Source organism: Caldicellulosiruptor morganii (assembly GCF_026810225.1).
In the GTDB taxonomy this organism is placed as follows: domain Bacteria; phylum Bacillota; class Thermoanaerobacteria; order Caldicellulosiruptorales; family Caldicellulosiruptoraceae; genus Caldicellulosiruptor; species Caldicellulosiruptor morganii.
This window is the reverse complement of the sequence record NZ_CP113865.1, coordinates 987,441-1,010,196: the sequence shown is the minus strand read 5'-3', so window position 1 is coordinate 1,010,196 and position 22,756 is coordinate 987,441. Positions and strand designations below refer to the sequence as shown.

At 37.1% G+C, this 22,756-nt stretch carries 21 protein-coding genes and 1 tRNA gene; 1 reads left to right on the top strand and 21 read right to left on the bottom strand.

Features of this window, described 5'->3' with window-relative positions:
• Window positions 1-182: 182 nt before the first annotated feature.
• The 14 genes from OTK00_RS04890 to OTK00_RS04825 form a co-directional block, all read right to left on the bottom strand.
• On the bottom strand, window positions 183-539 hold the full coding sequence (locus tag OTK00_RS04890; protein ID WP_045169291.1) for a YraN family protein: 357 nt from the start codon (window positions 537-539) through the stop codon (window positions 183-185).
• Window positions 514-819, bottom strand: coding sequence for an EscU/YscU/HrcU family type III secretion system export apparatus switch protein (locus OTK00_RS04885; RefSeq protein WP_045169290.1), 306 nt, complete (start codon window positions 817-819; stop codon window positions 514-516). The genes OTK00_RS04890 and OTK00_RS04885 overlap by 26 nt, the downstream gene beginning before the upstream one ends.
• Window positions 820-823: 4 nt before the next feature.
• The gene (locus tag OTK00_RS04880) at window positions 824-2,248 is read right to left on the bottom strand and encodes a hypothetical protein (RefSeq protein ID WP_045169289.1); all 1,425 of its coding nucleotides are present in this window, start codon (window positions 2,246-2,248) and stop codon (window positions 824-826) included.
• Between the two features lie 6 nt (window positions 2,249-2,254).
• Complete coding sequence (locus tag OTK00_RS04875; protein WP_045169288.1) at window positions 2,255-2,872, bottom strand: ribonuclease HII; 618 nt, start codon at window positions 2,870-2,872, stop codon at window positions 2,255-2,257.
• Window positions 2,853-3,701, bottom strand: coding sequence for a ribosome biogenesis GTPase YlqF (ylqF, locus tag OTK00_RS04870; protein WP_045169287.1), 849 nt, complete (start codon window positions 3,699-3,701; stop codon window positions 2,853-2,855). Before ylqF ends, OTK00_RS04875 begins: the two co-directional genes overlap by 20 nt.
• Before the next feature lie 58 nt (window positions 3,702-3,759).
• Window positions 3,760-4,152, bottom strand: a complete 393-nt coding sequence (gene rplS / locus OTK00_RS04865; protein ID WP_045169286.1) for a 50S ribosomal protein L19 — start codon at window positions 4,150-4,152, stop codon at window positions 3,760-3,762.
• Window positions 4,153-4,260: 108 nt separating this feature from the next.
• Window positions 4,261-4,998, bottom strand: a complete 738-nt coding sequence (trmD, locus tag OTK00_RS04860) for a tRNA (guanosine(37)-N1)-methyltransferase TrmD (protein ID WP_045169285.1) — start codon at window positions 4,996-4,998, stop codon at window positions 4,261-4,263.
• A gap of 2 nt (window positions 4,999-5,000) precedes the next feature.
• The gene (gene rimM, locus OTK00_RS04855; RefSeq protein WP_045169284.1) at window positions 5,001-5,510 is read right to left on the bottom strand and encodes a ribosome maturation factor RimM; all 510 of its coding nucleotides are present in this window, start codon (window positions 5,508-5,510) and stop codon (window positions 5,001-5,003) included.
• A gap of 49 nt (window positions 5,511-5,559) precedes the next feature.
• Window positions 5,560-5,793: a KH domain-containing protein gene (locus OTK00_RS04850; protein ID WP_045169283.1), complete on the bottom strand. Its 234-nt coding sequence runs from the start codon at window positions 5,791-5,793 to the stop codon at window positions 5,560-5,562.
• Window positions 5,794-5,821: 28 nt separating this feature from the next.
• The gene (gene rpsP, locus OTK00_RS04845; protein ID WP_045169282.1) at window positions 5,822-6,067 is read right to left on the bottom strand and encodes a 30S ribosomal protein S16; all 246 of its coding nucleotides are present in this window, start codon (window positions 6,065-6,067) and stop codon (window positions 5,822-5,824) included.
• 33 nt (window positions 6,068-6,100) lie between these two features.
• The gene (gene ffh / locus OTK00_RS04840) at window positions 6,101-7,432 is read right to left on the bottom strand and encodes a signal recognition particle protein (protein WP_045169281.1); all 1,332 of its coding nucleotides are present in this window, start codon (window positions 7,430-7,432) and stop codon (window positions 6,101-6,103) included.
• Window positions 7,425-7,775 carry a YlxM family DNA-binding protein gene (ylxM, locus tag OTK00_RS04835; protein WP_045169280.1) on the bottom strand — a complete coding sequence of 117 codons (351 nt, stop codon included), beginning with the start codon at window positions 7,773-7,775 and terminating at the stop codon, window positions 7,425-7,427. Before ylxM ends, ffh begins: the two co-directional genes overlap by 8 nt.
• Before the next feature lie 565 nt (window positions 7,776-8,340).
• Window positions 8,341-9,279: a hypothetical protein gene (locus OTK00_RS04830; RefSeq protein WP_045169279.1), complete on the bottom strand. Its 939-nt coding sequence runs from the start codon at window positions 9,277-9,279 to the stop codon at window positions 8,341-8,343.
• 19 nt (window positions 9,280-9,298) lie between these two features.
• Window positions 9,299-9,601 carry a hypothetical protein gene (locus OTK00_RS04825; protein ID WP_241765478.1) on the bottom strand — a complete coding sequence of 101 codons (303 nt, stop codon included), beginning with the start codon at window positions 9,599-9,601 and terminating at the stop codon, window positions 9,299-9,301.
• A gap of 212 nt (window positions 9,602-9,813) precedes the next feature.
• On the opposite strand from OTK00_RS04825, the gene gltX reads away from it, so the two are divergent.
• Complete coding sequence (gene gltX / locus OTK00_RS04820; protein ID WP_045169278.1) at window positions 9,814-11,259, top strand: glutamate--tRNA ligase; 1,446 nt, start codon at window positions 9,814-9,816, stop codon at window positions 11,257-11,259.
• A gap of 66 nt (window positions 11,260-11,325) precedes the next feature.
• Here gltX and OTK00_RS04815 read toward each other — a convergent pair whose 3' ends face one another.
• The 7 genes from OTK00_RS04815 to OTK00_RS04785 all read right to left on the bottom strand — a co-directional run bounded on the left by OTK00_RS04815 (window position 11,326) and on the right by OTK00_RS04785 (window position 22,712).
• Window positions 11,326-13,995: a phospholipase D-like domain-containing anti-phage protein gene (locus OTK00_RS04815; RefSeq protein WP_045170143.1), complete on the bottom strand. Its 2,670-nt coding sequence runs from the start codon at window positions 13,993-13,995 to the stop codon at window positions 11,326-11,328.
• Window positions 13,996-14,070: 75 nt separating this feature from the next.
• Complete coding sequence (locus OTK00_RS04810; protein ID WP_045169277.1) at window positions 14,071-16,965, bottom strand: anti-phage-associated DUF1156 domain-containing protein; 2,895 nt, start codon at window positions 16,963-16,965, stop codon at window positions 14,071-14,073.
• A gap of 42 nt (window positions 16,966-17,007) precedes the next feature.
• The gene (locus OTK00_RS04805; RefSeq protein ID WP_045169276.1) at window positions 17,008-17,610 is read right to left on the bottom strand and encodes a DUF3780 domain-containing protein; all 603 of its coding nucleotides are present in this window, start codon (window positions 17,608-17,610) and stop codon (window positions 17,008-17,010) included.
• Complete coding sequence (locus OTK00_RS04800) at window positions 17,603-20,848, bottom strand: DUF499 domain-containing protein (protein ID WP_045169275.1); 3,246 nt, start codon at window positions 20,846-20,848, stop codon at window positions 17,603-17,605. The genes OTK00_RS04805 and OTK00_RS04800 overlap by 8 nt, the downstream gene beginning before the upstream one ends.
• Window positions 20,849-21,280: 432 nt before the next feature.
• On the bottom strand, window positions 21,281-22,240 hold the full coding sequence (locus OTK00_RS04795) for a DUF4846 domain-containing protein (protein WP_045169274.1): 960 nt from the start codon (window positions 22,238-22,240) through the stop codon (window positions 21,281-21,283).
• A 14-nt stretch (window positions 22,241-22,254) separates the two neighbouring features.
• Window positions 22,255-22,458: a hypothetical protein gene (locus OTK00_RS04790; protein ID WP_045169273.1), complete on the bottom strand. Its 204-nt coding sequence runs from the start codon at window positions 22,456-22,458 to the stop codon at window positions 22,255-22,257.
• 167 nt (window positions 22,459-22,625) lie between these two features.
• Window positions 22,626-22,712 (bottom strand) — tRNA-Leu (locus OTK00_RS04785).
• Between the last annotated feature and the right edge of the window lie 44 nt (window positions 22,713-22,756).

Here is a 22,756-nt window from a genome sequence, read left to right as displayed (position 1 = left end):
CTTTCAAAATTAAATTATGATTGATAAGTTCCTAACTATTATTATAGCCTTCAATAGAAAAAAACAAAACCCCTTAAAATGACAGGGTGGAATTCAATTCTAATACAAAACAGGTTAACAAAGCATGTTTACATAATCTGTGTAATTAACAACCAATGAATCTGTCCTTCTATTTTATCTTTTTAAAAAGCATTCTGGATGATATTTATATCAATTACCTCATTTCTGGCATTCATATATATCTCAACAACATCAAATCTGAACATGCAATCTTTTGCATCTCTTCTCTGAGAAAAATACTCGGCAACCTTTTTTAAATGTTTTTGTTTTGTTCTGGTTACAGCTTCAGAAGGATAGCCAAATTTTAGACTCTTTCTGGTCTTTACCTCAACAAATACAACCACATCCCCATGTTTTGCTATAATGTCAACCTCTCCAAATCTGCACCGGAAATTTCTATGTAAAATTTCATAGCCCATTTTCTTTAAAAACTCCACTGCTATTTCTTCACCATTATTTCCCAGTTCTCTTTTGTTCATATGCCCTGTCTCCACTTTGATTTATTTTGTCCAAATAACCAATATAAACCAAAATTTGCGCAACCACTTCATAGAGATCTTCAGGAATATATTGCTGCAGCTCTAAATTGAATAATTTCTCTGCTACATCACCATCATGATAAACAGGGATACCCTCTTGTTTTGCCTTCTTTAAAATCCTTTCCGCAACAAGCCCCTGACCTTTTGCAACAAGCCTTGGTGCTATTTCGCTCATATCATACTTTATGGCAACTGCTTTCTTTCTCTTTCTTTCACTCATTATTTTACACCTTCATATCAATTTTTTGAATAGAAGTTTCAAACACCAGAAACTCCAACATCGCAGCTGTTGAAGAAGTATCTTTTAATTTACAGTCAATCTCAAGTTTGTATCCTCTTTCTTTCAAAGCTTTAACAAGCTCATCTGCACTGCTTTCTATAAGTTTTAAGGTCGAAAGCCTATCCGAAAAAATCACTGCTTTGAAGGTATTTTGCAAAACTTTTTTTACATATATTCCGACACAGCCCAGGGTCTGTGTATTTATTCTTATCATTACTGAACTTGCTTTTGTGCTATTGCCCTTTTTCTTGTTGACAAAAAATTGAAGTTCAAAAGGATTGTTATTTACATCCAGCCTGAAATTAAAAATATTTAAATACAAGTTACCAAAATCAAATTGGATGGTTTCTTTTTGATTAAATCTTAAATCATTCAACACCTGAGCTATTTTTTGCTCAAAAGCCCCATCCTCCTTAGCCAGCAGCTTAAATAAAAAAAAGCCCTCTTTTGTACCTACAGTCAAATTTTCATTGTCCAAACTAAAAACCTGAGGCTTTCTTGCAAATACTTCTCTCAAATTTTCTACAAATTTGGTAAGCTCAGCTTTTTCCTTAACAAACTCCTCTTTTGTGATTGACTTTCTGGCAAGTATCAAACTCAAAATGGTCAAAAAATCCTTTTCTTCTCTTGGTTCAATTTGAGTATGTGAAAAAATGGATAAAAGAAAGTTTTTAAATTCCTGGTTAAAAATCAGATTTTTTTGAGGAATCACAGCAAGCCCTTTCTCTTTGTTGAATACAAAAAGAAAAAGGTTCTCATCACCCATAAAAGTTTTCGCTTCTTTTACTTTTCCTTGAAGAGAAAATATACCCGGATCATTTTCTGTTTCAAATGTCTGGTCACCAACTTTTATAATCAGTTTTTCAATTTCATCTTCTCTTTTAACTGTGGCAGTCCCCAAAAAAACCTCATTTCTTTCAGCAAACTCCATCAAAGAACCTGGAATCTTACTTTTTTCAATGTAAATAAAATTATCGGTTTCTGGAAGCTCAATTAACTTCCCTATTTTATTCAAAATGCCTTTTACAATATCATTTTTAGATTTTGCAGCTATAGAGTCCAAATTGTTATTTGAATTTGTCTTTTGATCGGTTTTGTTTTCTTCGATTTGGAACTTTACAATCCTGAAAATAAATTTGCCGTCCTGATACACAGGACTGCTGAGTAAAATCTCATCTCCCTCTTTAAAAGAAAACGAAGACTGATTTTTTGCAACAACTGTCTGAGAACCTATGTCAATAACCAACTGTTGACCATTTATTTTTACAATCTTACCGGGTATCTCCTGATTGGCACCATCAACAAGATTTAAAATTTCCTTTACAAGATTCTGGCTATAAAGTGTGATATAGTTACTCATAATATTCATTTTTAATCACCTTAAAATGTTTTTCAAAAAGGACTTCCTGTGAAGTTCACACGGACCATATTTTAAAATAAGCTGAACATGTTCTTTTGTCCCATAGCCCTTGTGCTTCTCAAACCTGTAATCAGGGTATAAAGAAGATATCTGAGTGATAAACCTATCCCTTGAAACCTTTGCCAAAATAGAAGCACATGCAATAGAATATGACCTTCTGTCACCTTTTATCAGAGCCTTTTGAGGAAGATTCATATCAGGAATCTCATAACCATCAACCAGAACTATATCAGGAACAACCTCCAAAGATTCAATTGCATTTTTCATAGCCAAAAATGTTGCATTGTTTATATTTATCTCATCAATAGTTCTGCTGTCAACCATGGCAACAGAATATGCAATACTCTCTTTCAAAATCTCTTCAAAAAGCCTTTCCCTTTTTTTAGGTGTGAGCTTTTTTGAATCTCTAACTCCTTCTATTATCCTTTGTCTATCCATTATGACAGCAGCAGCAAATACAGGTCCTGCTAAAGGTCCTCTTCCCGCCTCATCAACTCCACAGATAAATCTATATCCCTCTTTTATCAAATTCTCTTCAAATTCAAAATAGTTCTCATCTGCTCCCAATTTCATCAAGTGTTATCCTCCCAATTTTTGCTTTTCTCAAGTCCTCCAAGAATAAACTGGCAGCTTTTAATGTGTCAATCCTGCCTTCCTTCAAAACACAGCCTCTTTTTCTGCCAATCTCAACAAGGTAATCATCCCCAGACATGTTTGAAAAGTCAAGAGAATACTTTTTATTTAAAAGATCACAATAGTCCTTCTTGATAATATCTATGGTCTTTTTTGCAACAAGCTCCCTGTCATACAGCTCATCCTTTATACTCCCTATTGCACAAAGCTTTACAGCAACCATGTCATCCTCGAGCTTTGGGAGAAGTATACCTGGCGTGTCCAGCATTTCAAAATAGTCATTTATCTTTATCCACTGCTTGGACCTTGTAACTCCGGGTTTGTCTCCAGTTTTTGCTTTAGAAGAATTTGTTATTTTATTTATAAGAGTGGACTTTCCAACATTTGGTATACCAAGAACGCCAAATCTTATTATTTTCCTTCTCCCTTTTTGCCTTGCTTCTTCAATCTTATCTTTTAATAAATTTTCGGCAATTTTGAATATATTCTTTATGTTCGTGCCTCTCAGGGAATCAATACAAATTGCCTTATGATTAATTGATTCAAAATATTTTAAAAACTGATTATTCTTCTTTTCATCTGCCAGATCAGACTTGTTTAAAAGGTAAATCATGGGTTTTCCTTTTATAAGCACTTCTAAATCTTCGTTGCGCGAGCTTAAAGGCGCTCTTGCATCAAGGAGTATAAGATACAAATCCACATATTTGTTGATCTCAAGAATCTCTCTTTTTGCCTTTTGCATATGACCTGGATACCACTGGACAATCAAATAAAAAAACCTCCTTTGTCACCGGTAAAAATACAAAAAAGAGACTAAGCTTAAAACTTTAAGCATTAGTCTCTTCCTGAGTATTATCAGTATTTGCTTTCTGAGGTGCTTCAACAAGCTCTTTTATCTTTGCAGCTTTACCAATTTTCTCTCTGATATAGTAAAGTTTTGCTCTTCTTACTTTACCTCTTCTCACAACTTCAATCTTTTCAATTCTTGGTGAGTGAAGAGGGAATACTCTTTCAACTCCGACACCGTAAGATATTCTTCTTACTGTAAAAGTCTCTGAAAGACCTTTGCCTCTTCTTTTTATAACAAGCCCCTCAAAAGCTTGTATTCTCTCTCTTCCACCTTCAATAACCTTGAAATGAACTCTTACTGTATCGCCGGGTTTGAAATCAGGAATGTCTTTCCTCAGCATTTCGTTTTCAATCTCTCTTATGATATCCATCTTTTCATTTCCCTCCTTCCCGTATAGATGTTCATGCAATTCAATATTTCAATTGCAGAGGACCATCCGATTTAAAGAAAAAAGCTTCAAAATGAACAACATGTGTAATTATAACACAATTTTTTGGCTCTCACAATATTTTATTAAAAATTCTCTATCTTCTTTTGTCAAAGCTACACCATTTAAAAGCTCAGGTCTTGACTTGATAGTTTTTAGCAAACTCTGTTCTCTTCTCCATTTTTTTATCTTTTCATGATCTCCTGAAAGAAGAACATCCGGAACTTTTAGCCCTCTAAATTCATATGGTCTTGTATACTGGGGATATTCCAGAAGACCATCAGAAAAACTTTCCTCTTGTACTGATTCCTTTTCAATTACACCTTCAACAAGCCTGGATATAGAATCAATTAAAACAAGAGCTGCATACTCTCCTCCGCTTAGAACATAATCTCCTATTGAAATCTCATCTGTTACAATCAAATCAATAACCCTCTGGTCTATTCCTTCATAATGTCCACAGATTATAACAAGTTCTTCCTCTTTTGATAGCTCTTTTGCAATATCCTGTGTATATCTCCTTCCCTGAGGTGTGAGATAAATTACTCTGTGAGGTTTATCAGGCTTTGTACTCTCATACGCATCAATTATCGGCTGGGCAGTCATAACCATCCCAAAGCCGCCACCATAAGGATAATCATCTGTCCTTTTGTGTTTATCTTTTGTATAATCTCTTATATTCACTGCTTCAATCCTAATTAGATTTCTTTGCTGTGCTCTTTTTAAAATACTGAAATTTGTTGCCTGTAAAATCACTTCTGGAAACAGGGTTAAAACCTTAAATACCATTTTTAATCTAACAACCCTTCAATAACCTTTATTTTCATATATCCCTGTTCTATATTTACTTCTTTTACAATGTCCTTCAAAGCCGGAATCAAAAGATCTTTTTTGCCTATATAGCTCTGACATATATAAACATCATTGCTCCCCGTCTGAAGAACATCCTTTATTCTGCCAAGCTTTCTGCCATCCAGATCGCAAACTTCAAGTCCAATTATGTCACATATAAAATAGGTATCTTCCGGAAGTTTTTTGGCTCTTTCTCTTTCTATCACTAAAAAACGATTTTTGAGTTTCTGTGCGTCATCTATACTGGAAATCTCTTTGAATTTCATTATGACAATATTGTCCTTTACCCTGTATCTTTCAATTGTAAGTCTCTGGGAAAGATTATCTTCCAAAAGCACATATTCAAGTTCAGAAAATCTCTCCGGACTGTCTGTAAGCGGAATTACTTTCACTTCACCTTTTAGACCAAAAGTGTTCACTATCTTACCAACCTGGAGGTACCTGTACATCTTCACTCACCTTTTAAAAAAGAGTTAGGCAAAAGAGCGCCTAACTCTTTTATTGTAAAATTTCAACAATAACTCTCTTGTTTTCTTTGCTGGCTGCAGCTCTTACAACCGTTCTGATAGCCCTTGCAATTCTGCCCTGTTTACCTATAACTTTACCCATATCTTCAGGAGCAACCTTTAATTCTATTATTACAGATTGCTCACCGTGGATTTCGCTAACCTTTACCTGGTCTGGATTGTCAACAAGAGACTTTGCAATGACCTCAACCAAATCTTTTAGCATGAAAGCTACCCCTCCTTTGTAAAATGGATTATTCAATCACACCGGCTTTTTTGAGCAAAATCTTTACAGTATCTGTCGGCTGAGCACCGTTGGAAAGCCATTTTTTTGCTTTCTCAACATCAACCTTGATATCAGCAGGATTTCTGAGAGGATTATAATATCCTATCTCATCAATTGTTTTTCCATCTCTTGGACTTCTTGAATCTGCAACAACAATTCTATAAAATGGATTGTTCTTTGCACCCATTCTTTTAAGTCTAATCCTTACTGCCACACATATCACCTCCCCTTATCAAAAATTTTTATATTACATGAAAGGAAATTTAAATTTTCCTTTCTTAGCAATATGAGGATTTGAAAATTGTTTCATCATTCTCTTCATATCTTCAAACTGTTTTAAAAGCCTGTTCACATCCTGAACCTGAGTACCTGAACCCAGAGCAATTCTTCTTTTTCTGCTGGAATTAATAATACCCGGATTCCTTCGCTCTTCTTTTGTCATGGAATTGATAATTGCCTCAATCTTTTTAAGCTCTTTTTCACCTGCGTCAATATCAACATCGCCTTTTATCTTAACACCCGGAATCATTGAAATTATCTGTGAAAGTGGTCCCATTCTTTTTATTTGCTTTAGCTGGTCTAAAAAGTCCTCAAGCGTAAATTCCATGTTTCTGAGCTTCTTTTCGAGTTCTTCTGCCTTTTTCTGGTCAATTGCTTCCTGTGCCTTTTCAATTAAGGTAAGGACATCTCCCATTCCCAGTATTCTTGATGCCATTCTGTCAGGATAAAATACCTCCAAGTCTTCCATCTTTTCGCCCATTCCTGCAAATTTGATGGGTTTTCCTGTTATAGCCTTGACAGAAAGAGCAGCGCCACCTCTTGTATCACCGTCAAGCTTTGTCATAATAATTCCATCAATTCCGAGCTGGTTATTGAACGCCTCGGCAACATTCACAGCATCCTGACCGGTCATGGCATCCAAAACAAGCAAAATCTCTGTGGGTTTTATTGTATTTTTAATACTGACAAGCTCATTCATCAGTTCTTCATTTATATGAAGCCTTCCTGCTGTGTCTACAATTGCTACATCAAATCTGTTTGACTTTGCAAAGTTCACACCCTCAACAGCAATCTTTACAGCATCTTTTTTGTCATAATCGGCATAGCAACTGACTCCAACCTTTTCTGCAACCACTTCAAGCTGTTTAATAGCCGCAGGTCGGTAGATGTCACACGCTATCAAAAGCGGCTTTTTCCCCTGCTTTTTCAAAAGCGCTGCAAGTTTCCCTGCAGTTGTGGTTTTGCCTGAACCCTGCAAGCCAACCATCATATAGATTGAAAACCCACTCGGAGAAAAGGTAAGCTTTGTGTCATTTCCCCCTAAAAGGCTCACCATCTCATCATACACAATCTTTATTACCTGCTGGGCAGGTGTAAGGCTCTCCAAAACCTCATTGCCGACAGCCTTCTGGGTGACATTGTTTATAAAATCCTTTACAACCCTGTAGTTGACATCTGCTTCCAGAAGGGCAAGCTTTACCTCTTTCATTGCCTCTTTGATATCTTTTTCTGTTAGCTTACCCTTGCCCCTTAGCTTTTTAAACACATCCTGCAGTTTTTCTGAAAGACTATTAAACATTTTCCTGCCACTCCTGAATGCTATTTATTATATTCATAATTTCTTCATCACCGTATTTTTCATAAACTCTCTTCAGTCTTTTAATAATTTCTTCTATTATACTTTTACTTTTGTAATACTTATCAGCTAATTTTAGTTTTTCTTCAAAATTTTTTAACGTAATCTCTGCCTTTCTTAACGAATCAAAAACTCCCTGACGTGATATACCAAGCTCCTGAGATATCTCTCCCAGTGTCAAATCTTCATTTACATACAGTTCAACAATTTTTTGCTGTCTCTCGGTTAAAAAGTCTTTATAAAAGTCATAAAGAAGGCTCAAATATATTTTATTTTCTTGCTGCATTTTTAATTTCATCTCTCTGTAAAGCTTAAAAACTTGACACTATTATATGATAATAAACTTCTGCTCTTTTGTCAAAAATTTTTTGCAAGCAAACAATGTCAAGATTTTACAGAATTATAAAATACAATGCTATTAATAAAATAACGTCCAACTTTTTATATTGTTTTTAATTTATAGTTTATACAGAAATTTTTATTTATAAAAGGATTGTGATTTACATGTATCAAAACTACTTTATTTATGATAACAATCTTACCCCATCAGATGCTACACTAAAATTTTAGAAGCTGGCAAAACAAAACTTACTTAAAAGCTAATAAGGATTATTTAGATCGAATTGAGTGCTAATACAAGTTATAATATTCACTTGGTTTCTCATATAAAATAACAAAAGGGGAAGCAAAAATTCCCCACCCCTTTGTTAGCCTTAAAAACACAGGTGTACTGTTTTGTATTCTGTTTATTAAATAGTTTTTATCTTATTTCTTATGTTTCTTACTGTTCATTAATTATCATCAAAAATCATTGTCTGAAACATTCCTGCATAAACAACCAGTCCGAACTTTTACTCTATAGCCGGAACAACAGCATCAAATTTTTCTACTTTCCCATCTTCAATCACTGCCTCACCGGCAAATACCCAAACAGGTTGCAAATATGGCTGCTCTTCAATTGTACCTGCATCTTCCCAGTAAGCAAGAATAACTTTTTTGATTGTTGCAGACTTTGCCATAGGATTGATATTAATCGATGCTTTTTTATTTTTAACTTTTTCAAAAGCTTTCTCTGCAGGCACTACCTTTACCTTACTGTATTCTTCAAACTCCTTATACCATTTATAAACTTCTAATATCTTACCATTATCACCTACAACCACAATTATCCTTGAAACACCATACACAGGTTTTCCTTCTACCACGGGATAAAAATATACACTCTTGTGATGAACCTTATAATCATTTGTAATTTTATCGCCAGAGGAATCGTCTGTAACCGCACAATAAATAAATCTTTTATCATAAATACCATTCTTTTTCAAAAAGTCAAGTGCAATCTTTTTTGCTTCTTCATCAGAAGGTAGATTTTGTGGATCATCATTATTAAGTTCTTTTCTATCTACATAATGCCATCTCCCTGTATCAATTTCATATTCAAATTCACGATAATACTTTTCATCTATTTTCTCCTTTATCGAATAAGCTCTCCATATAGGTTGATATTCCACTTCACCTTTTAGTCCAAATATTTTAGCTAAAGATTTAATCTCTGTATCTATGTTTTTTGGCTTTTTAAATTTGTATACCATAGCTTCAACAGGCAAATTGTCAAATTTGGCTGCCACTTTATAGTCTATGTCAGGTATTTCATTTCCTGGCATAGGAATATTAAGCGGCGGTATCCTGTTTGCTTTAATATACAAAAAATAACCCGCTATAAAAGCAATTATTAGCACTATAAAAGAAATTTTTAATATACTTTGCATTTTAGCATTTTTTATTTTCATTTAGCTCAACCCCTCTCATTTACCTAATAACTACCCCAGTTGCAGGTATTTTTACATCTGCTATTATACTATATCCTTGCTTGTAATTTCTATACCATTCTTTTTCAGGTCGACAGCCATAAAAACTATAAAGCGAATCATTCGCTGCTAATTTATATCCCATTATACGAACAATACTGCTTTGACCATCTTGCCTTTGTGGCTGATAAATTCTTGCAGCCTGCACAAATGCATCTTTAAAACTTAATTTATCCGCTACCAAAAGCTGTGCAAATTTAATTGCTTCACGACTGTCTAAATACATGATAGATGCAAAACCCATAACAAGTATTGCACTCCCAAATGTTTTATAAATATTTTCTAATTTTTCCTGATTTTTGCTGTTGGTAGCCTAATATATTTTTTATCTATCATAAATTATAAGGTAGATAAAAAGATAAGATACTCTTTCATTAACATTTTTATGTTATAATACAATCTGTCACAAAACTAACACTGAACCAAAACAAAGCTTTAAACGAAAGGAGTAAAAAGATGGTAAGAGTTAGATTTGCACCAAGTCCGACCGGTCAGCTTCACATAGGCGGTGCAAGGACAGCACTTTTCAACTATCTATTTGCCAAAAAACACAATGGGAAATTTATTTTGCGTATAGAAGACACTGATGTAGAGAGGTCAAGAGCTGAGTGGGCAGAAGGTATTATGAGAAGCTTGAGATGGCTTGGAATTGAATGGGATGAAGGTCCTGATGTTGGCGGCGACTTTGGACCGTACTTTCAATCTCAGAGAAAGGAAATATATCTTGAATACATCCAGAAGCTTTTAGAAGAGGGAAAGGCTTATTACTGTTTTTGTACACAGGAAGAGATAGAAAGAGAAAGGCAAATAGCAAGGGAGCAAAAGATTCCGTACAAGTACAGCAAAAAGTGCAGAAATATTGGTCTTGATGAAGCTAAAAAAAGAATCAAAAACGGTGAAAAGGCAGTTGTCAGAATAAAAGCACCCCAGGAAGGTGTTACAATTGTTCATGACATAATCAGAGGAGATGTCGAATTTTCCAATGACCAGTTAGACGATTTTATAATTCTGAAGTCTGACGGAAATCCAACCTATAACTTTGTTTGTGTAATTGATGATTATCTTATGAAAATATCGCATGTTATAAGGGCTGAAGAGCATCTTTCGAACACTCCAAAGCAGCTAATAATCTATGATGCTTTAAACATTCAGCCGCCACAGTTTGCACATGTTCCTATGATTTTAGCACCGGATAGAAGCAAACTGAGCAAAAGACACGGTGCAACATCTGTTGAAGAATTTTTTGAAAATGGATACTTAAAAGAGGCAATTGTCAACTACCTTTTGCTGCTTGGCTGGTCACCCGGCAAAGACAGAACCATAATTGGACTTGATGAAGCAATAGAGAAGTTTGAGCTTGAAAAAGTATCCAAAAATGCTGCCATATATGATACAAATAAGCTAACATGGATAAATGGTTATTATCTTAAAGAGATTGATATTGAAGATCTGTATGAAAGAATGAAGTATTTTTATTCCAAAAAAGGCATTGAGATTGAGAGGTTTGATAAAGAGTATGTAAAATCTGTTTTGAAACTTGTTCGTGAAAAAGTAAAGACCTTAGTGGAAGTAGTTGACGCAAGCGTATATTTTTTTGATGACAATTATGAATTTGAGCAAAAAGGTGTGGAAAAGTACCTAACAGCCGATAACCTCAGTATTGTAAAATCTCTCTTACATGAACTTAGAAATTTGGAGCCTTTCACAGCATCAAAGATTGAAAATCTTGTGCGCAAAAAAGCCGAAGAGCTAAACATCAAAGCGGCAAACATTATTCATACCATCAGAGTTTGTATAAGTGGAAGAACTGTCACACCCGGACTTTTTGAGATGATGGAAGTTATGGGAAAAGATGAGGTTGTAAAGAGAATAAAAAAGGCCTGTGATATGTTTTTGAAATAATTTAAAAAACAACCACCCCACTGCAGCTGCACTAAAGCAAAATTTACTGTGGGGTGGTTTTTTAGTCTACTCACTCCATCCCCTCATCAGATACTCTTTTCTTTGCTCATTGTCCAGAACCTTTTTGCAGCTTTCCCAGTCTACCTTTTCCACATGATCTTTGTATTTTATATCAAACGGATGTTCGGAATATAAAACTTCGGCTGTTTTGACAAAATCCATCCACTCATCCTTTATAACCTCTGGAAGCGAACCAATCATGTCGTAGGTTAACTTTATTCTGCCGGACAGGACTGCATGGATTCTATCTTCAATTGAATCTTTGTATCTCAGGTTGTACACATAAACACTGTCAAACTGCTGCCCTATTCTCTTAATTCTTCCCTGACGCTGCTCTAACCTGATTGGATTCCAAGGAAGGTCAACGTTTATAAGCGAACCAAGTGTTTGCAAATTCAAACCTTCAGCAGCTGCATCTGTCCCGATCATAAGCCTGATCTTACCATCCAGCACAAGCTCTTTTATCTCATCCCTTTCAACTTTTGAATAAATTCCACTTTTGATTATGCCAGATTTATCGCCGCCCGCGTAAATTGCTATTCTCTCATCTGGCAGAGAAGAAGAAAGCTTTTGTGCAATGGTCCATGCTGTGTCAAAGTACTCAGAAAAAATTATGCAGCCTCTTTCAAGCCACCCCATGTCGGTTAGAATATGCAAAATTTTATTTAGCTTTGGGTCATTGTCTTTGTTGTATTCAAGAAGATCTATTATTTCTTCCAAACAGAAAAGCTCATCCCTGCCTGTGATATTAATCCTGTCTGGCATATCATCCTCTTCATCCTCTTCAGAAAAGTCATCTCTGACAATTGCTCTTTTTTCATAAATTGCCTTTGCAGTGTTCAAGCCTGCCTGCATACAAGAGCCCATCCTTCGCAAAAGCAGTGTCTTGTAAAACCCCTTTGCACCTGTTTTTTGCTTTAGCAGGTTTGTAAACTCTTCAGCATATTCATAAGCTTTTTTGAGCGGTGCAGAAAGTACAAGACCTTCATCATCACCTTCACCAAAAAGGACAACATCAATCTTTTTAAGATATGACTCACCTGTCTCAGGATCTTTAGTATTTTCAAGTGTACTTCTCTTTCTTTTAACAATGTGCCTGATAAAAGGATTGTACTTTGCCATGAAATTTTCTTCTATCAGTTCATCTATAATATCTTTTTGTGAAGGCAAAAGTGCATCATAATCATCATTTAAAACGTACTCATCGCTTCTCATACCCAGCAACCTTCTCAGCTTCCCAATTGTAAATGGATTTTCCTTTGAAGGCGGCAGAGGATTTCTTATCCAGCTCCAGTAGTAAGCCTTGCTTGAAATCTCTTTTGCCCCTCTCACATAATCAATTCCTTCTAAAGGTCTTAGCTGCCAGAGGCTAAACGCATCGCCCAAAACCTTGGCTGAACCCTGCGCAAGTATGTACAGAAGGTCCCAGCCCTCAATCGGATGCAGCTGAATTGGAGTTGCAGTTGCCAAAATCATGGTCTTTGTCTTTTTTGAAAGCTCAAGCAAAAACTTCATAAGGTTGTTGGGCTCAGGTCTATCACCTGGTTTATTTAAGTTTTGCCGCCTTGCCCTGTGTGCCTCATCAACAATTACACATTCATATTCAAGCTCTAAAAGAGGTTTTACAATATCTGAATTTGAAGTAATCAATCCCTGAGAAATTATCCCTATTCGCCTTGGGCACTGCAAGATTGCAGGTATGCCATTTTCACGGGTTTTGTGCTCCTGCCCTGTTTCAACTATCCACCTTTTGCCATCCCACACAGCAGAAGGTATGTCAAACATTGTCTTGAGTTCATCCTGCCATTGCCACAGAAGTGTTTTTGGAACAATTACCAGAACAGGCTTGTTGCCATAAAGTGCTGTCAGCTGAGCAATCATACCAAGCTGAGCGGTTTTGCCAAGCCCAACTTCATCTGCAAGAATGTATCTTGCTCCATCCTGGCAGTGCTCATCAAACACCATCTTCACAAAATACTTCTGGTGATTCCAGAGTCCAAAACCTTCTCTGTAAACAGGAGCTTCAACAACCGGCGATGCAGGGTCGGGGTCTTTTTGCCACTCCTGAAGGCTTAACCTGTTCCCCTCTGCCAGTCTGCCTATGTTTTCAATTATCAAATCGCAAAGCTCGCAGGCATAAGGACTGTTCCAGAAAAATTCAAACTCATTTTGTACCCATTCCACGCTCTCAATACTGTCATCCGCCCAGAGAATCTCATAGTTACCTTTCCAGCCGGCAGCCGTTTCATTGACGCTCCCGACAAATGCAACTTTTTTGCCATCTGAAAGAGTTATAACACCGGCTTTCCCATGAACAAGTCCATATATATCGTTTGGTAAAACTTTTACCTGAAGCTTTCCACTCTTCAGAAGCTCATACAGCTTTTTAAACCTCTCCGGAAACTGTTCAACCTTTTGCTCAGGCTTTGATTTGAACCACTCTCTTACAAGCTTCTGTTTTGCAAGCTTCGCAACCAGAACGTCTTTGCTCTCAACCTCGGAGTTGCAAACAACCCTTGCAATACCTTGTATACTCTCAATTGCTTCACCTGCAATCTCCAAGATAGATGAGCTAAAATAGCCTGCAAGTCTATCATAGCTTTTTGCATTTCTCAGGTGTTTGTTCAAAAACTCTTCCGAAAGGTCAACAAGACGCGATGAGTATCTTTTCAGCATATTTTTCAAAAAGGCAATACCCTGCCTGCTTTTTGCAGGATACTGCCTTTTTGACACCTCCTTTATGCTTTAAAATTACAGCTTGTCGTTTGCAACACGCTCGGCAAGATATGAAGCAATTTTTGAATCAGTCTGCCAGTGCTGCATACCATCTATTCTTTCAAGCCTTGCAAGGTATCTGAAAATTGTCTCTATTTTGATTTTATGGTTCCAGTATTTTGTCCCAAGTTTAGTTTTTAGCATTTCATGTGAAAGTGCAACCGCTTCTGCGGTGTTATTTATTTCCTGGTCCTTTTTTATTGCATTATTCACTGCAAGAAGGCAATAACGCAAGATTGTTGTGCTAAATGCATGTTTGGTATCAAGAAGTTCCTGCCCGAGCTCGCTTGCAGTTTTCAGCCTTGCCATATTGGATTTTTTGATGGCAAAAAGCTGGTCATAATCGGTGCAGCCCAAACTTCGTGCAGCATCCTGATATGCACCTATTCTTCTTTCGCCCCTTGTTTCAAACTCCAGGACCCTAATGTAAAACTTCTCATAGCTATCCATCTTGCGCCAGATATCATAAATGGTATCCTGATCAAACCCTAAGTACTTCAAGCCTTCTGGCACTATGTAGCTGCTTGCATATTCTCGCATAGAATCCAGGAAATCTTTAATCTTCTGGTTTGTTGCTCTGAGATTGCATGATGTCAAAACGCGAAGAGCTGCATAGTATCCTGAAAGCTCCAAATCAGTTGGGCTAAAATTGGGCTCTGATTCATCCCTGTCAAGCTCATACATGAGCTTTATCTGCCTTTCTACCTCTTCTTTACCAAAAGGATACAGCTCTTCAATAAATACAGGCTCAAGCTGAGTTCTGTCAATCTTCTTTAAAACAACACATACAGTTGACTGAACAAAATTGCCCTCTGACATATTGTCCTCTGTCTCTGTTGCAATGCTCCATGCATTGACAGACAAAAGCCCGGAGCTAAGCAATATCTCTGTAAGGTCTGCAAAAACCTGTGAGTCCTGGTGAGTAAACATAAGCACAAAATAGCCATTATCGGGCATTGCTGAAACTATGTTTTTTAAAATATCAGAAAATGTTTGTTTAAAAACCTGAGCTTCGCCCCTTACAGCAAGCGCTCTTTTGCTGTCTGTATACCAGTCTGGAAAAACCTCTTTCAAAAACTTTTTGTCCCATGCTAAGAAGAACTCACTCAGCTCGTGGTAATTTATTGCATCTGCATAGGGCGGATCTGTTATCCAAATGTGGCAAGGGTAATTTACATCGCGGGCGTCATTCAGATTTAGTAGAAAATAATTCTTCTTTATTTCTAGAATATTTCTTATCGGTATCAGAACTATTTCTTTTAATGATAAAAAACCACGAACACCATAATTTAACAAAGTATTAAGCGCTTGATTGAGAAATGTATTTTTCACATTTTCTATTACCCTTTCCCATACAGACAGTTTTGAATTCCAGTCGCAACACCTATTAACCCCCAAAAGCCCCACAATTTTCTCCTCTTTTGTCTTTGCCTCTTTGTCAATCAGCTCCATCAAAAGCCCGTGCAAAAGAAGCTGCCTTGGGTTGAAAAGCTGATGCCAGTATGCCCAGCCACGTTCTCTGTACAATCTACTTGTTTCTTCCCCTTCTTCAATCATATCCTCTGGAATATACCCTTTTTGCTGCCACTCATCAAAGCGCTGCTGTAAAAGCTCCGCTACCTTTTTTTCTCTCTCCAGATCCTCTTCATCGGGTGCTTTGTAGTATCTTTTGCCATTTTCATCCTCATACCTTATACAGTAGAGCCTTTCCTGAAAAACATCATCCGGTCGTGGCACAAACTCATGCTTTCCCCAGCGCCTGAGTCCCCAGATTGTTTTGCCATCAACCACTTTGTCTCCTCTTATGGAAGAAATTGCTGTCTCCATCTTGCAATGCGGACATATCAAGTACCCATCTTTAACTGTTCCGCTCTTTGAAGCTTTTTCAAGCTCTGATTGACCTGCTCCCATCTTTATCTCTATATCAAATCTCTTCTCAGGCGCAACTTCTTTCAGCTTTGCAATGGTTTTTGAATTTTTGCCAATTACAAGTGATGGCAAAAGAGGCACCTTAAAGCCACATTCAGGGCATGTAACTTCTGCGCAGTAAAGATATGCGTTTGCCCTGTGCCCTTTTGAATTGTGCTCTATTTGCCATTCAGTTACAATCCTGTCTGCCTGCTCAAATATTCTTTTTTGAAAATCTTTTAGCTCTTTTATCTTTTCTTCCGGCAGGCTCAAAAGATTCAAAGCTGCCCATGTAAGAAGCATTGCAACAGGATTTAAGTCAGAAGCAAAAACACCAAAGCCAAGCCTTGCTGCTTCAAACGGGATACTGCCACCACCGCAAAATGGGTCACCAACCACCGGATGTTCACCAAATCTTTTCTTCCCAAGCTGCTCTACAAGCTCTGAAAATGAAAAAGCTTCTGTGCCAAGATGTTCATTTATCTCATCCCAAAAACTTTTGGGTAAGTTTTCAATCTCCTCCGGGCGTTTGCAAAACTTCAGTTTCTTATCATATGGCATTCTTTCAAAAATCTTTTCCTGAATGAAATCCCTGTCAGCCTTTTTTAAGTCTTTTCTGTATGCTATCTTATCACCATCTGAAACCTCAAAATATTTTGCCTTTTCCTCATCTGTTGCAAACTCATACGCCTCTTTTGCTGGTATGCCCATTTTTCTTCGAATTTTTAAGCCATCCTCATCCATTGTCATGAGCTTTAAGAAAATCTTCATATCTTTTTTGGATTTCTCTGTGGCAGGGAGCAAAAGCCCAAAAAGAAGTGCTCTTACAAGTACAAGAGGCTTTCGCCCCCACCACTTGCCAAGCCCTGTTAAAGTCTGACCTGCACCTGCTTTTCGCTCCTTGAAGGCTTCTTTTGAAAGCTTTGATACAGGAAATTGAACTTCTATAAATGATCTTTCCACTGCTCTTCATCTCCCTTTAGCCAGATTTGAGTCATAAACTATTTACTCGTCATACACAATCTTCTGGTCCAGAATATTCTCAAAGTCAAGCTGCATAATCTGCTTTTTGCTAACAGGATTTTCAAGCAGGGCATATTTCAGTGCCATTCTCCAGCCGCGCCTATCATTCACCCTGCCTGTTGCAGCGTTTGTAACTCCATACAGCCACCAGCGCTCTTCCGGGCGCAAGCCCTGCCAGTTGACTATTGCCACAGGCACCTGCGAATCATCGCTGCAATCTTCAAGAGCCCAGAGCAAAACCACAAGCTCCTTACCAAATAGCCTGTGAACCGGATTTTGCCCCACCTTCCATTTGGATTTTTTAAAACCTTCTTTTTCAAGCCTGAAATTGAACTCCTGTGCAACATACGGTGCCACTCTCTGCCACAGCCACTTAGGAACAACCACTTTGAGCTGATTGTGAAGAGGGCTGCTCTCATCAATATCCTGTTCATCCCTGTCTTCCTGCCATATAAATCTCTCATATACTTTTACATTATCATTTTTTTCCTTAGGAATTACTACCATAAAATGATGCTGTGTTTCAGACGGAACATATCCAAAGCCAATGGATGCTACAACATTTTTCTTTCTGGATTTACTCATCCTGCGTTATTGCCTCCTTGAAGTCCTGAAGGGTCTTGCCCTTTTGCTTTAACCACTCTTCAAAGTTTCTTGCATCTTCAAAATACAGCTCTGTAATAACAGCAGCAACATTTTGAACCTGATTATTATAAAATTCTGACTTGACCTTTTCAATCAGCCTCAAAAACTCATCAGCTTCTATACCCTTGGGGATATTATTGGTAATCACAATGTAGTTATCATCATCTTTATAAATATCAATTGAGTATTTAACAGGCTTGCCTCCAAAGCTTCTCAAAAGATCAATCTCTCTGTTAACTTCTTCCATATTATACAGCTGAATCTTGTTTCTGCTGCCTGCAATTTTTAGCCGAACCGGTTTTTCATAGTCAAGCTCAACTGTCTTGACTACTACATTCCCTCTTTCATCTTTTTTAACCGGAATATGTTTTAACTCGGAAAATACATTGTCTTTCTCTGCAACCACAATAATTACCTTTGCATCATCGGGGATTACAATGTCACCATTTTCAGCAACTTTGCCGTTATATCTGGGGTTTGTGCCATCTGTTGTGTATTTTACAGTTGCCTGTGGAGCAGTTCTTACTTTTATGTGAACTTTGCCTTCGCTGTCGCTATACTTTATATTATCATCAAGCATAATCGGGCACTCATACTTTACAATTTCACCTTTTGGATGATAACCGGTTGAATCAATGCAAAGGAATTTAAGCTTTGCAGATTTTGTTCTAAACTCATTGATATTTTGCACAACCGGTGAGTTTTCTGTTACCTCATTATCCCCTTCTTCATAGTGGATAACATCTCCGAACATTGGTATAAGTTTTAAGACAACTTCGCCTGATTCAAAATCTGCTGATACAAATTGAACCCTGACAGTTGTTTTGTCCTTTGCAGCCTCGCCTCTTAAAACAAGCCCACCACTTTCTTTCCACAAACCTTTTGAAAGCATTTCGCGCTTTAGATTTTCAAGAGCTTCTGGTGGATGCCAGAACCATCTTGCATCCCTTGCTGCCCTTTCTACAATCTCAGACCACGCCATGGACTCTCTTGTAAAGAGAATGAGTTCTACCATTTCGCGAAAGTAATCAATGTCATTTGCTTCTATATACTTTTTGCCAAGCAATACTTTTTGAATGACAATCTCTCCATCCCGGTTGTTTCCAAGAAGTGCCTTTACCCCATCCAAACCTTTTGTGCTCTGTGAACCTCCGTTGTCACCTTCCTGCATATATTTTAACTCTTCAGGAATAAGTTCAGCGCTATGTTTGGCAGGTGGTCTTTGTGGATAGTAAATTTTGTTAAAAGTCTCTTTCAAGACTTCAAAAACTGCATTTCTCATCTTGCTCTGCTCGGTTTCTGCACGCTGATACTCTGAATCTGTTTCAGGAACACCTTCTCTTTTCAGTTCTTTTAAAACATTCTCCCAGCACATGTATTCACTTATTCTTTCCAAGAGCGTGTTATACATTGTTGTAGTGCCTGTTAAAAATAGAAGTCTGTTTTTGTATGTCTGATTTTGCCAAAAACCAATCAATACCGGGTTTAGCGACCCTTTTGAGTCATAAGGCTTTGAAATAACAAGTGTTACGTTGTTCATGTCCACATTGATTTTGGATATATCATTTGGCAGGGCTATAATCTTTTGATAAACCTTCTGATAGCAATTCAGGTTTCTGGGTGAGAAATATTCATAAAGAAGTCTTTCCAAAACTGCTTCTGCTTCATCCAGTGTATACATGCTTTTGAATTTTCTCATGCGCGCAATTACATTTTCCATTGGGGTAAGATATATTCTATCATTTGCATCAATTCTTGTATGCAGTGAATTTTGCTTAAACTCTTCAATTATGTTGGCAAGCAAGCTCAGATCTTTGTTTGGTGAGCTCATATATGCAAAAAGCTCACTTGTTGTAAGTCCAAGCGGCGATTTTGTAATCTCAGAAAGTGAAGACAGCAAAATCAACTTTGCCACTTCACTTGCCAGCGTTGTGTTGTATTTTTGGTCAATAGCCCTGGCTGTTGTAATATGAGCTGTTGAATAAACATCATGCATAATAGCATTCTCCAAGCTCTGTTTGATGTTTACTATCTCTTCACGTGTATTGTAATCACTTAAGTCAAAATCGTATGGCTCAATAAGATACTTCCTTTGCGCAAGAGGTTCTTCACCACTGTAAAGATATCTTATGTAATGTCTCATAAGACGGATAAGCCCACGTGTCTGCTGGAAATTTACATTTTCCCTGAAGCGGCTTACAAGCTCCATTATTGCAGGATGAAACGGATATGTCCTCTTTATTTCGGTGTAAATTCTCTCCGGCTCAACTGTAGTCTGTCCTTTTTTAATGCCCTCTTCAATAATCTCTTTGTAAGCTTTTGCAATCTCCTCTACCTCGGAGTCTTTTTCAGGGTCCTGCGGATACTCTTTGAAAAATCTCTTTCTCAGGATGCAGTATACATCATTTGTAACCATATCAACCGGCTGAATAGAAGAGGCAACACGGGTTGCTTCTTTGTCAAGCTCTGTTGCCAAAGCACTTTGTAAAAGCTTCCCACCCTGCTCATATGCTGCCTGAAGGTCTGCAACAACCACCATTACGTTTGAAAGTTCCTTTTTCTGAACTGCATTGAAAAGATTTGAAAGCCCGATAGAAACAACTTTGCCAAAGTTGGTCTCACCTACCGGAATGCTCTGGACATACTCAAGATACAGCGGAAGCTCATCAAGCAGTATCAAAAGAGGGTCTCCTGCCAGAAGCTCGGTCCACTCTCTATCACCGGGTGCAAACATATGATTTTTTAATGACTTGTTCAAAACCTCTTGCTTTCCAAGCTGGTTTGCTATCTCTACCCAAGGTATTGAGTTTGTCCATCGCCCGGTGAATACTGCCAACCTTATTCTACCCGGATACAAATACTTGTAGTTTTCTCCCAAAACCTTTTTCCTGATCTCAGGGTATTTTGCTAAAAGCCCCAGTGCAATCATATTATGAGTCTTGCCGCCGCCCATTGCCTGACGCAGGACAATTACACCTTGCTCATCATCAGCTCCAATAAATCTTTTAAACGCCACATCGAATAATCTTTTCATACCATTTGTTATATATGTTTGTTCAAAAAACTTTTCTGGATTGATTTTTTCAGAAAGAAGATCTGAGATCTCCTGAACATCTTCTAAGCTTCTTGTGGTAAATATATCTTCTCGCGGTTTGCAAAGCTCGAATAGAGTTTTCATGATTTATAACCCTCCAATAACTTTATTTTTTCAATCCCTTTGATTTATTTTGCAAGATTTAAAATTTTATGAATCATAGAACCTTGTTAGCTTTCCTTAAATATTCCTCATATAGCTAATAACTTCTCTTAATATTTTTAGTGATTATAGCTCTCTGCTTTGCCACAAATAAGATACCTTACATCCTCCTGTTAGTTTTAAACCTAAAGAAGGATTTACTCCGCTATCTTTCTTTTTTAATGATTAATAATCACCACCTAAATTCATTTAATTATTAAATATCTTCGGTGTAATTTCACCGTTGATATTTAAAAATCATTCCACCTAAACTAATAAAAATCATATAACCATTTCAAAATGCCTTATAAATATACCCTTTTTCATCTAACACCTCTATTTTACCAAAAAGACTTTCCATCAAAAACACCTTCCTTACTCCCCAAACCTGTAAACCGACTCCTTCTTAAACTGCCACTCAGGTGTTGTGAGCATATCTCCAAAATTTATAGAATACCATGGGTTATTTTCATCCTCATTAGCAGGATTTTTTAATATGTGTATCTCCTGGGCTGGCATGTAGCTCTGCGCAAGAAGGAAAATTTTCTCACCGGTGTTTTTGTTCTGCGCTATGTCAACAATTATTTCACAGTGATTTTCATCCAAAAACACATCCCCTATTTGCATATCTTCTAAGGGAACTTTTTTGAGCTCTTTTAAAAGTGATAATGTCCCTGCATAAGCAAAAACCATATCAAGATAGCGCCTGAAACACTGATAATCATTGCAATAACCCGCTTTCTTTACCCAGTAAGCTCTGTTTCCTTCAACTTTAATTCTGTATCCTTCCATCCATCTTTTGAAATCTGCCCTGAATCCATTTGTAAAGTTAAAATGAATCCTATCATACTGCTTATTCTTATAAAGATACTCTGCATAGAGCCTAATCGCTGCATCCGCACATTGCTGCAAATCTCTATCTCCAACATCTATATCGAGAACTGCTACATAGACATCATTGAACTTCTCCTGCCCATTGTAATAATGAACCTTCCATCCATGGGGCTTTAAAGGAAGATTCCTAACAAATTCAGAAAAAGATCCTTTTGGCACAGGAATTCTCTGGTATCCTTCGGGTACTCTTATCCTCTCTGCAATTGTTTTGCCAGATGGGTTTATAAGAATCTTGAAAACAGCAGATGATTTTTCAGATATAACGCTATCTTTTGAAATTAAAGGCTTAGAATTGTGATTGAGTTTTTCTGTGTGCAGATTACTTTGATTTGTGAAGAATTTGCCTTTAATAACAAAATTTACATATAGAAAGACTGCTATTCCCGCGCAAAGAACAATCAGAAGAAAGGATAGCTTTTGTTTTATATTTACCTTTTTCATCTTCTAATTACCCCTCACTTGAATAACTTTTTGAAGAGTGAAAACACGCTAAAAGTTGTTTTGTTATAAATCTTATTATACATATACTTTTTAGGATTCGTAACCCAACCATATCCTCTTGGTGCTTTCAAACCCAAATTATGTCTCATAAATCTCTTAACACTTGTCCTTGCAGCAATGCTTTTTCTTAGGCTTGGTTTTCTCATACCAAACTTCATATTTATTTCCTCCATATAGGATGGATTTACTTATATTTGCTTTAATAACAATATACCTTTTTTATCATATTTTTTCAAGCAAAATAAAAAAGACCTATCAGACGCTTAATGTCCAATAGGTCTATTTCTTTATTTAAACTTTACTAAGCTCTTTTTTAATCTAATTCTGGTGCGGATGGGGGGATTTGAACCCCCATGGGGAGAGCCCCACAAGATCCTGAGTCTTGCGCGTCTGCCAATTCCGCCACATCCGCTAAGGTTCTAAAAACTTCTTTCTACATTATAATATTTTAAGCCA